Genomic DNA, 10497 nt, shown 5'->3' with positions numbered 1-10497 from the left:
AGGCGCTGGGGCGTGGCGCGGGCTTTACGGAAGGGGGCCATTCGCGGGCGAAAACCGCCCGCGAATGGGCCCTTATTTCCTTGCTTCTGGCCGAAATCGCGCTATATAGCGCGCCATCTCACACGGAAGCATGGCTCACAAGGCCGTCCGGTGGCAGCCGGGGCGACAACGCTCCGTTTTGCTCACACGCTTCCGGAGGAACCAACCGGAGAATTATAACGATGGCGCTACCCGATTTCACCATGCGTCAGCTCTTGGAAGCTGGCGTGCACTTTGGTCACCAGTCTCACCGCTGGAATCCGAAAATGGCTCCGTTCATTTTCGGCACCCGCAACAACATCCACATCGTCGACCTCGCCCAGACCGTGCCGTTGCTGCACCATGCCCTCCAGGCGGTCAGCGACACGGTGGCCAAGGGCGGCCGCATCCTGTTCGTCGGCACCAAGCGCCAGGCGCAGGACGGCGTCGCGGACGCTGCCAAGCGCTGCGCGCAGTATTTCGTCAATTCGCGCTGGCTCGGCGGCACGCTGACCAACTGGAAGACGATCTCGGCCTCGATCAAGCGCCTGCGTCATCTCGACGACGTGCTCTCGGGCGGCGAAGCCAATTCGTACACGAAGAAGGAGCGCCTGACGCTTCAGCGCGAGCGCGACAAGCTCGACCGCTCGCTCGGCGGCATCAAGGACATGGGCGGTCTGCCCGACCTGATCTTCGTGATCGACACCAACAAGGAAGACATCGCGATCCAGGAGGCCCAGCGCCTCAACATCCCGGTTGCCGCGATCGTCGACACCAATTCGGACCCGAAGGGCATCACCTATGTGGTGCCGGGCAATGACGACGCCGGCCGCGCCATTTCGCTGTACTGCGATCTCATTGCGCGTGCGGCGATCGACGGCATCTCGCGCGCCCAGGGCGATTCGGGCATCGACATCGGTGCTTCGACCCGTCCGCTCGCCGAAGAGCTGCCGGCGGCTTCCTCGAGCGGCTTCCAGGGCCTTGCGGGTCCCCGCGGCACCGCCGACGACCTCAAGAAGCTCCCGGGCGTGTCGGGCGCGATCGAGAAGAAGTTCAACGACCTCGGCATCTTCCACTTCTGGCAGCTGGCCGAGCTCGACCACGACACCGCGCACACGATCGGCGAAGAAGTCGGTCTGCCGAGCCGCGCGGATGCCTGGGTGGCCAAGGCCAAGGCGCTGACCGCGGAAGCGGAATAATCAAAAAGAGCGATGGGTTGGCCGGATAGACTCCGGCCACCATTTCAGTTGACGCGAATTCCTGAGATGGACCGCGGCGGGGCAATTGGATGCCACGCCGCGGCAAACCGGCAGGCACAAAGGATATTCAACGATGGCAACGATCACAGCTGCGATGGTCAAGGACCTGCGCGAGTCGACCGGCGCGGGCATGATGGACTGCAAGGCCGCGCTGACCGAAAACGACGGCAACATGGAAGCGGCACAGGACTGGCTGCGCAAGAAGGGCCTGTCGAAGGCCGCCAAGAAGTCCGGCCGCGTCGCGGCTGAGGGCCTGATCGGCGCGCTCACCAAGGGCACCAAGGGCGTCGTGGTCGAGGTCAACTCCGAGACCGACTTCGTCGCGCGCAACGGCCAGTTCCAGGGTCTGGTCAAGATGATCGCCCAGGTCGCATTCGACGTCGGCGCCGATGTCGAGAAGATCAAGGCCGCCAAGGTCGGTGACGTCACCATCGAAGTCGCGATCAGCGACGCGATCGCGACCATCGGCGAGAACATGACGCTGCGCCGCACAGCTTCGCTCGAAGTGAGCCAGGGCGTGGTGTCGCACTACGTCCACGGTGCGGTCATCGACGGCGCCGGCAAGATGGGCGTGATCGTGGCGCTGGAATCGCCCGGCAAGGCCGACGAGCTTGCCGCGCTCGGCCGCCAGATCGCGATGCATGTCGCCGCCGCCAACCCGCTGGCGCTCGATCCGTCCGGCCTCGATCCGGCGGTCGTCAAGCGCGAGAAGGACGTGCTCGCCGACAAATATCGCCAGCAGGGCAAGCCCGAGAACGTGATCGAGAAGATCGTCGAGTCAGGCCTCAAGACCTATTACAAGGAAGTCTGCCTGCTCGAGCAGGCCTTCATCCACGACACCGGCAAGTCGGTGGCGCAGGCGCTGAAGGAAGCCGAAGGCAAGGTCGGTGGCACTGTGAAGATAGCGGGCTTTGTGCGCTATGCTCTCGGTGAGGGAATCGAGAAGCAGGAAAACGACTTCGCAGCCGAGGTCGCTGCGGCCAGCGGCAAGAAGTAAGCCGGAACGTTCCTTCCGGCGTGCCGCCGGAAGCGGCGCCCGGACAAGGAAAGTGCTCATGACTGATCCGGTCTATCGTCGCGTCGTGATCAAGCTGTCCGGCGAATATCTCGCGGGACAGCAGGGTTTTGGCATCGATCAGCCGACCGTCGACAGGGTTGCGGACGATCTGATCGCCGCCCGCCATCTCGGCACCGAGGTTGCGGTCGTGATCGGCGGCGGCAACATCGTGCGCGGCGTCGAGGTGTCCTCCCGCGGCGTCTCGCGCCCGACCGGCGACACCATGGGCATGCTCGCCACCATGATGAACTGCCTCGCGCTGGAAGCGGCGATCGAGCGCAAGGGCACGCCGGCGCGCACGCTGTCGGCCTTCGTCATGCCCGAGATTTCCGAGCTCTTCACCCGGACTGCGGCGCACAAATACCTCGCCGAGGGCCGGATCGTGCTGCTTGGCGGCGGAACCGGCAATCCATTCTTCACCACCGACACGACCGCGGTGCTGCGCGCTGCCGAGATCGGCGCCCAGGCGGTCCTGAAGGCGACCAATGTCGACGGCGTCTACTCGGCCGACCCGAAGAAGGATCCGACCGCCACGCGGTTCGACCGGCTGACGCATTCGCAGGCGATCGAGGGCGGCTACAAGGTGATGGATGCGACCGCCTTCGCGCTTGCCCGCGAGACGTCGCTGCCTATCATCGTGTTCTCGATCGCGGAGCCGGGTTCGATCGGTGCGATTCTGCGTGGCATCGGCCACGGTACCATCGTCGCCGGCTGACGGCTCATCTGGCGCGCCCTGAAGGGAGGGGCGCGGTGAGGTCGCCGGGATTTTGAAGGAGAAGCTGATGGCCACGGATAATTTCGACCTCAACGAAGTGAAGCGCCGCATGCAGGGCGCCGTCCAGTCCCTCAAGCACGAGCTCGGCGGCTTGCGCACCGGCCGCGCCTCCGCCTCGATGCTCGACCCGGTACAGGTCGAGGCCTATGGCAGCCACATGCCGCTGAACCAGCTCGCCACCGTCAGCGTGCCCGAGCCGCGCCTGATCTCGGTGCAGGTCTGGGACAAGTCGATGGTCAAGGCGGTGGAGAAGGCGATCGTCGATTCCAATCTCGGCCTGTCGCCCGCGACCGAAGGCCAGGTGCTGCGCCTGCGTATCCCCGAGCTCAACGAGGAGCGGCGCAAGGAGCTCGTCAAGGTCGCGCACAAATACGCGGAAGCCGCCAAGGTGGCCGCGCGTCACGTCCGCCGCGACGGCCTCGACGTTCTGAAGAAGCTCGAGAAGAATCACGAGATGTCGGAGGACGATCAGAAGCGTCATGCCGACGAGGTGCAGAAGGCGACCGACGGCACGATCGCCGAGATCGACCAGCTGCTGGCCGCCAAGGAAAAAGAAATCCTCACCGTCTGAGGCTGCCGTCATGTCCAACGCCGCCGCGCCCGCAACGGAAGGACCCGACCGGTCCGAGGCGCCTGCGCATGTCGCCATCATCATGGATGGCAACGGGCGCTGGGCGGCCGCGCGCGGTTTGCCGCGGGCTGAAGGTCATCGTCGCGGCGTGGAGGCCTTGCGCCGCGTGGTGCGCGCCTCGCACGAGCTCGGCATCCGCTATCTCACCATCTTCTCGTTCAGCTCGGAGAACTGGTCGCGCCCGGCGAGCGAGATCGGCGATCTGTTCGGCCTGCTCAGGCGCTTCATCCGCAACGATCTCGCGAGCCTGCATCGCGACGGCGTCAAGGTGCGCATCATCGGCGAGCGCGAAGGGCTCGAGAGCGACATCTGCGCGCTGTTGAACGAGGCCGAGGAACTGACGCGCGACAATACGCGCCTGACGCTCGTCGTCGCCTTCAACTACGGCTCGCGGCAGGAGATCGCGAAGGCGGCGCAGAAGCTCGCGCGCGAGGTCGCGGAAGGCAGGCGCGATCCTGCCACGATCGACGCCGAGACGCTTGGCGCGCATCTCGATGCGCCCGATATTCCAGATCCCGATCTCATCATCCGCACCAGCGGCGAGCAGCGCTTGTCCAACTTCCTGATGTGGCAGGCCGCCTATAGCGAGCTCGTCTTCGTGCCGATCCACTGGCCCGATTTCGACAAGGCGGCGCTGGAAGGCGCGATCGCCGAATTTGCCAGGCGCGAGCGCCGTTTCGGCGGCCTGGTTGCGAAAACCGCCTCGTGAGCGAACCCGAGACCGCACCGGCTGGCTCGAAGCCTGCCCCGAGCAATCTCGTGATGCGGGTCCTCGCAGCGCTGGTGCTGGCACCGCTTGCCATCGCGCTCGCTTATGCCGGCGGCTGGCTGTGGGCGCTCCTCGTCACCCTGGTGTCGATCGGGCTGTTCGCGGAATGGCTGATGGTGGTGGGCGCGGGGTCCGTTGCGCTGACCGCGTCTGGAACGATCGTCCTGGCCATCATGGGCTTCTGCGTCGCCTTCGGCGCGCTCAAGACCGCCGTCGTCACCGGCCTCGTTGGCGGCGCCATCGTGACGCTGATCGCGCGAAGCAAGTTCGTCTGGGCCGCCTCCGGGTTCGCCTATGCATCGGCGGCGCTGCTGGCCTCGATCCTGGTGCGGCAGGATCTCGTGAACGGCTTTGCCGCGCTGATGTTCGTGCTGCTCGTGGTGTGGGTGACCGATATCGGCGGCTATTTCGCCGGCCGCGGCATTGGCGGACCGAAGCTGTGGCCGCGCGTGAGCCCGAAGAAGACCTGGGCCGGCGCGCTCGGCGGCTTTGCCGCCAGCCTTGCGGTTGCCGCGGGCTTTGCGGCTTGCGGGCTCGGGAAGGCGGTTCCATTGCTGCTCGTCAGCGCCGTCCTGTCGGTGGTCTCGCAACTCGGCGATCTCTTCGAATCCGCAGTGAAGCGGCGCTTCGGTGTCAAGGATTCCAGTCACTTAATTCCTGGCCATGGCGGTTTACTGGATCGTCTGGACGGCTTTGTCGCCGCCATCCTGGCGGCATGGATTATCGGCTTTCTCCGCCATGGTGTGCATAGCGCCGGAAGCGGTCTTGTGGTTTGGTGAGGATATGAGCGCGGTCCCATTGCGTAATAACAAGGCTGCGGCGTCTGCCGTCCGCAGCGTCACGGTTCTCGGTGCCACCGGCTCGATCGGCGACAGCACGATGGATCTGCTGCGCGCCTCTCCCGAGCGCTATCGCGTCGAGGCACTGACGGCGAACGGCAATGTCGAAGCGCTGGCAAAGCTCGCGAAGGAGTTTTCCGCACGCTTCGTGGCGATCGCCGACACCTCCAAGCTCGCCGAGCTCAAGGCCGCGTTGGCGGGTACGAGCACCGAATGCGGCGCCGGCGAAAGCGCGGTGATCGAAGCCGGTGCGCGTCCGGCTGATTGGGTGATGGCCGCCGTGAGCGGCGCCGCCGGACTGAAGCCGGCGCTCGCCGCGGTCGATCGCGGCGCACATGTCGCGCTCGCCAACAAGGAATGTCTCGTCTGCGCCGGCGATTTCTTCATGCAGCGCGCGGCGAAAGCCGGCGCCTGCATCCTGCCAGCCGATTCCGAGCACAATGCGCTGTTCCAGGCGCTCGGCTCAGGCAATCGCGACGAACTGGTCCGTGTCATCATCACGGCGTCCGGCGGTCCGTTCCGGACCTGGAAGTCTGCCGACATCGAGCAGGCGACACTCGCCCAGGCGCTGAAGCATCCGAACTGGAGCATGGGCCAGAAGATCACGATCGATTCCGCCTCGATGATGAACAAGGGGCTCGAGGTGATCGAGGCCTCCTATCTGTTCGCGCTCTCGCCCGACGAGATCGACGTTCTCGTTCATCCGCAGTCGATCATCCACGGCATGGTCGAGTTCTCCGACCGTTCGGTCGTGGCCCAGCTCGGCTCTCCCGACATGCGCACGCCGATCGCCCATTGCCTCGGCTGGCCCGACCGCATCAAGGGACCGGCGGCCAAGCTCGATCTGGCCAAGATCGGCCAGCTGACCTTCGAGGCGCCCGATTTCGAGCGGTTCCCCGGACTACGGCTGGCTTACGATTCGCTCCGGACCGGGAAGGGGGCGACCACGGTGTACAATGCCGCCAACGAGGTCGCGGTCGCCGCCTTCATCGCCGGCAAGATCCGGTTCGGCGCGATCGCCCGGCTGGTCGAGGCGACGCTGGAGGACTGGATCCGGGGCGGGAACCAGACGCCCCTGACGTCCGCCGACGATGCAATCTCCGTTGACCATGTTGCTCGAAATAGAGCTGCCGCCCTATTGCCTCAAATTGCCTTAAAGGCATCCTAGATGGTTCGGGGCCAGGGCCTTGCGGCGCTGGATGAGGGAATTCGATGATCGACTTTTTCGTCCATAGTTTCAATACGTTGAGCCATGGGCTCCTCGGCTACGCAATTCCCTTCCTGTTCGTCCTGACCATCGTCGTGTTCTTCCATGAACTCGGCCATTTTCTGGTCGCGCGCTGGGCGGGCGTTCGGGTGTTAACCTTTTCGCTCGGCTTCGGGCCTGAGCTGGTCGGTTTCAACGACCGCCATGGCACCCGCTGGAAGATTTCGGCGATCCCGCTCGGCGGTTACGTCAAGTTCTTCGGGGACGAGAGCGAGGCCTCGACCCCGTCGGCCGAGACCCTCGCGGCCATGACGGCCGAGGAGCGCGCCGGCAGCTTCCACCATAAGAAGGTCGGCCCGCGCGCCGCCATCGTCGCGGCCGGACCGATCGCCAATTTCATTCTGGGGGCGCTGATCTTCGCCGGCATGGCCCTGTATTACGGCAAGCCGAGCACGATCGCGCGCGTCGACGGCGTCGTCGCCGATGGCGCGGCGGCTGCGGCCGGCTTCAAGATCGGGGACGTCGTCGTCCAGATCGATGGCAAGCCGATCGAGAGCTTTGCCGACATGCAGCGAATCGTGGCGATGAATGCCGGTTCGGCGCTTGCCTTCCAGGTGAAGCGTGACGGCGCAATCGTGTCGCTGACCGCGACGCCGGCGCTGCTCGAGCGCAAGGATCCGTTCGGCAACAGCCACCGCCTCGGCGTGCTGGGCGTCGAGCACAAGTCCCAGGCCGGTGAGGCCTCGACCGCGCCGGTCGGTGTCGGCGAGGCGCTCAAGATCGGAGTCGAGCAGGTCTGGTTCATCATCACCAGCACCTTCAAGTTCCTGGGCTCGCTGTTTGTCGGAAACGGCAATCCCAACGAGGTCAGTGGCGTCCTCGGAATCGCGAAGATGTCGGGGCAGGCGGCCAGCGCCGGGTTCCAGTTCGTGATCAATCTCTGCGCGGTGCTGTCGGTGTCGATCGGCCTTCTGAACTTGTTCCCGATCCCGCTGCTGGATGGCGGTCACCTTATGTTCTACGCGGCGGAGGTGGTCCGCGGCCGGCCCCTGTCCGAGCGGACGCAGGAGATGGGGTTCCGAATCGGGCTTGGTTTGGTGCTGATGTTGATGGTGTTTGCGACCTACAACGACATCCTGCGGATGGCGGCTTCTTGATAGGGGCTTTTTTGAGGCGTTGCTGTTGAGCAACGTCTTGGAATGAAATTGAAATTGCGGCGCGCTCGGCCGTTTGCGGCGTCGGTGAAATTGGCTACAAGCGGCTCTGAACTTGGGGAATCTCCGGACCGGCGTTGGGGTTGGGTCTGGCACGGAATGATAAGGGCGCGTTGCGCAATGAAGTTTGGACTGCGACTCCGGGGGGGCTTGCTTGCCACCCTGATCATGTTCGGCGCGCCGGTGGTTGCCCCGATTGGGGCAGCTTTTGTGTCATCGTCTGCGCTTGCGCAGACCGTCCAGTCGATTTCCGTCGAGGGAAATCGCCGTGTCGAGGTGGAGACGATCCGCTCCTATTTCAAGCCGGGTCCGGGCGGTCGCCTGGATCAGGGCGCCATCGACGACGGCCTCAAGGCGCTGATCGAGACCGGCCTGTTCCAGGACGTGAAGATCAACCGCGGCGCCGGTGGCCAGATCATCGTCTCCGTGGTGGAAAACCCGGTGATCGGTCGCATCGCCTTCGAGGGCAACAAGAAGATCAAGGACGAGCAGCTCACCGCTGAGGTCCAGTCCAAGGCGCGCGGCACCTTCTCCCGCGCCATGGTGCAGTCCGACACGCTGCGAATCGCCGAAATCTACCGCCGCTCCGGCCGCTACGACGTCCGCGTCACGCCCGAGGTCATCGAGCAGCCGAACAACCGCGTCGATCTCATCTTCACGATCGAGGAGGGCGCCAAGACCGGCGTCAAGTCGATCGATTTCGTCGGCAACGTCGCGTTCTCGTCCTACCGCCTGCGGGACGTCATCAAGACGCGCGAATCGAACCTGCTGAGCTTCCTTGGCAGCGGCGACATCTACGATCCCGACCGCGTCGAGGCCGACCGCGATCTGATCCGCCGCTTCTACCTCAAGAATGGCTTCGCCGACGTCCAGGTCGTGGCCGCGCTCACCGAATACGATCCGGAGAAGAAGGGCTTCAACGTCACCTTCAAGATCGAGGAAGGGTCCCAATACCGCGTCGGTGCGCTCGACTTCCGTTCCAGCATCCCGAACTTCGACCCGAGCTCGATGCGCGCCTATTCGCGCGTCAATGTCGGCTCGCTCTACAACGTCGAAGCGGTCGAGAAGTCGGTCGAGGAGATGCAGATCGAGGCCTCGCGCCGCGGCTATGCCTTCGCCGTGGTCCGTCCCGGCGGCGACCGCAATTTCGAGGCGCATACCGTCTCCGTCGTGTTCAACATCGACGAGGGCCCGCGCACCTATATCGAGCGCATCAACCTGCGCGGCAACACCCGCACGCGCGACTACGTGATCCGTCGCGAGTTCGACATCTCCGAGGGTGATGCCTACAACCGCGCACTGGTCGATCGTGCCGAGCGGCGCCTGAAGAACCTCGACTATTTCAAGACCGTGAAGATCACGACGGAGCCCGGCTCGTCCAGCGACCGCGTTATTCTGGTCGTCGACATGGAAGAAAAATCGACCGGCGACTTCTCGGTCTCGGGCGGTTACTCCACGACCGACGGCGCGCTCGCCGAAGTCTCGATCTCTGAACGCAACCTGCTCGGCCGCGGTCTGTTCGCCAAGGCGTCGGTGACCTATGGCCAGTACGCGCGCGGCTATTCGCTGTCGTTCGTCGAACCGTACCTGCTCGACTACCGCGTCGCGCTCGGCCTCGACCTCTATCAGCGCCAGCAGCTGTCCAACAGCTACATCTCCTACGGCACCAAGACGCTCGGCTTCTCGCCGCGTCTCGGCTTCTCCTTGCGCGAAGATCTGTCGCTCCAGCTGCGCTATTCGATCTATCGGCAGGAAATCACGCTGCCGTCCTACCTAGCGAACTGTAACAACGATCCGACTTCGGCGGCCTTCAACCCGAGCCCGGCCTATGCGGCCGCCAACGGCATCAGCCTTGCCTCGACCAACGGCCTCGGCTGCTACAACGACGGCGAAGCCTCGCTGCCGGTGCGCAAGGAGCTTGCCAACGGCAAGACCCTGACCTCGGCGCTCGGCTATACGCTGACCTACAACACGCTCGACAACAACAAGAACCCCACCGACGGCCTGCTCATCGACTTCCGGCAGGATTTCGCCGGCGTCGGCGGCGACGTCAGCTATTTGAAGACCGCGGCGGACGGAAAGTACTACGCCCCGCTGGTGTCTGATATCGTCGGTCTCGTCCATCTCCAGGGCGGCGTCCTGACCAAGATGGGCAAAGATCTGCGAATGCTCGACCAGTTCCAGATGGGCCCGAACCTCGTCCGCGGCTTCTCTCCGAACGGCATCGGCCCGCGCGATCTGAATCCTTTCGGTACGCAGGACGCGCTCGGCGGCACCAAGTACTGGGGCGCTTCGTTCGAATTGCAGATGCCGTTCTGGTTCCTGCCGAAGGAAGTGGGTCTGAAGGGCGCGGTCTATGCCGATGCCGGCGGCCTGTATGACTACAAGGGACCGACGAGCTGGACGTTGACCAACGAAGTGAACGCGCCTGGCTGTATTCCGTCGACCGTCAATCCGTCGTCGACGGGCACCTGTACCGGCCTCGTCTACGACGACAGCAAGGTGATCCGCTCGTCGGTCGGTGTCGGCCTGATCTGGCAGTCGCCGTTCGGTCCGCTGCGCTTCGACTACGCCGTGCCGCTCAGCAAGGGCAAGTATGACCGCACGCAGGAGTTCCGGTTCGGCGGCGGCACCTCGTTCTAATTCGATCAGCAGGGCATGATCCGGCCCCCTTGGGTTTCCCTTGGGGCCGGTCTCCAATAAGATCGTGCTCAATCCGGGAGATAAG

The 10497-nt window shown here is 64.5% G+C and carries 9 protein-coding genes; all 9 read left to right on the top strand.

Annotated features, from left to right (window positions below; all coding sequences use genetic code 11):
* Positions 1-221: 221 nt before the first annotated feature.
* The 9 genes from XI09_RS24355 to bamA all read left to right on the top strand — a co-directional run bounded on the left by XI09_RS24355 (position 222) and on the right by bamA (position 10412).
* Complete coding sequence (locus XI09_RS24355; protein ID WP_092181044.1) at positions 222-1217, top strand: 30S ribosomal protein S2; 996 nt, start codon at positions 222-224, stop codon at positions 1215-1217.
* A gap of 133 nt (positions 1218-1350) precedes the next feature.
* Positions 1351-2274, top strand: coding sequence for a translation elongation factor Ts (gene tsf, locus XI09_RS24350; RefSeq protein WP_271569114.1), 924 nt, complete (start codon positions 1351-1353; stop codon positions 2272-2274).
* A 58-nt stretch (positions 2275-2332) separates the two neighbouring features.
* Entirely contained in the window at positions 2333-3049 is a 717-nt protein-coding gene (gene pyrH, locus XI09_RS24345) for a UMP kinase (RefSeq protein ID WP_027545778.1), read from the top strand.
* Positions 3050-3116: 67 nt separating this feature from the next.
* Positions 3117-3680: a ribosome recycling factor gene (frr, locus tag XI09_RS24340; protein ID WP_271569113.1), complete on the top strand. Its 564-nt coding sequence runs from the start codon at positions 3117-3119 to the stop codon at positions 3678-3680.
* A gap of 10 nt (positions 3681-3690) precedes the next feature.
* Positions 3691-4449 carry an isoprenyl transferase gene (locus XI09_RS24335; RefSeq protein WP_092181053.1) on the top strand — a complete coding sequence of 253 codons (759 nt, stop codon included), beginning with the start codon at positions 3691-3693 and terminating at the stop codon, positions 4447-4449.
* Entirely contained in the window at positions 4446-5288 is an 843-nt protein-coding gene (locus XI09_RS24330; RefSeq protein WP_271569112.1) for a phosphatidate cytidylyltransferase, read from the top strand. Before XI09_RS24335 ends, XI09_RS24330 begins: the two co-directional genes overlap by 4 nt.
* Positions 5289-5292: 4 nt before the next feature.
* The gene (gene dxr / locus XI09_RS24325) at positions 5293-6516 is read left to right on the top strand and encodes a 1-deoxy-D-xylulose-5-phosphate reductoisomerase (RefSeq protein ID WP_271569111.1); all 1224 of its coding nucleotides are present in this window, start codon (positions 5293-5295) and stop codon (positions 6514-6516) included.
* A 44-nt stretch (positions 6517-6560) separates the two neighbouring features.
* Positions 6561-7712 carry an RIP metalloprotease RseP gene (gene rseP / locus XI09_RS24320; RefSeq protein ID WP_271569110.1) on the top strand — a complete coding sequence of 384 codons (1152 nt, stop codon included), beginning with the start codon at positions 6561-6563 and terminating at the stop codon, positions 7710-7712.
* 177 nt (positions 7713-7889) lie between these two features.
* Positions 7890-10412, top strand: a complete 2523-nt coding sequence (gene bamA / locus XI09_RS24315; protein WP_271569109.1) for an outer membrane protein assembly factor BamA — start codon at positions 7890-7892, stop codon at positions 10410-10412.
* The last annotated feature ends 85 nt before the right edge of the window (positions 10413-10497 follow it).

The organism is Bradyrhizobium sp. CCBAU 11386 (genome assembly GCF_028128955.1).
Lineage (GTDB): Bacteria > Pseudomonadota > Alphaproteobacteria > Rhizobiales > Xanthobacteraceae > Bradyrhizobium.
The sequence above is the reverse complement of the archived record's forward strand: the minus strand, read 5'-3'. Positions and strand labels throughout refer to the sequence as shown.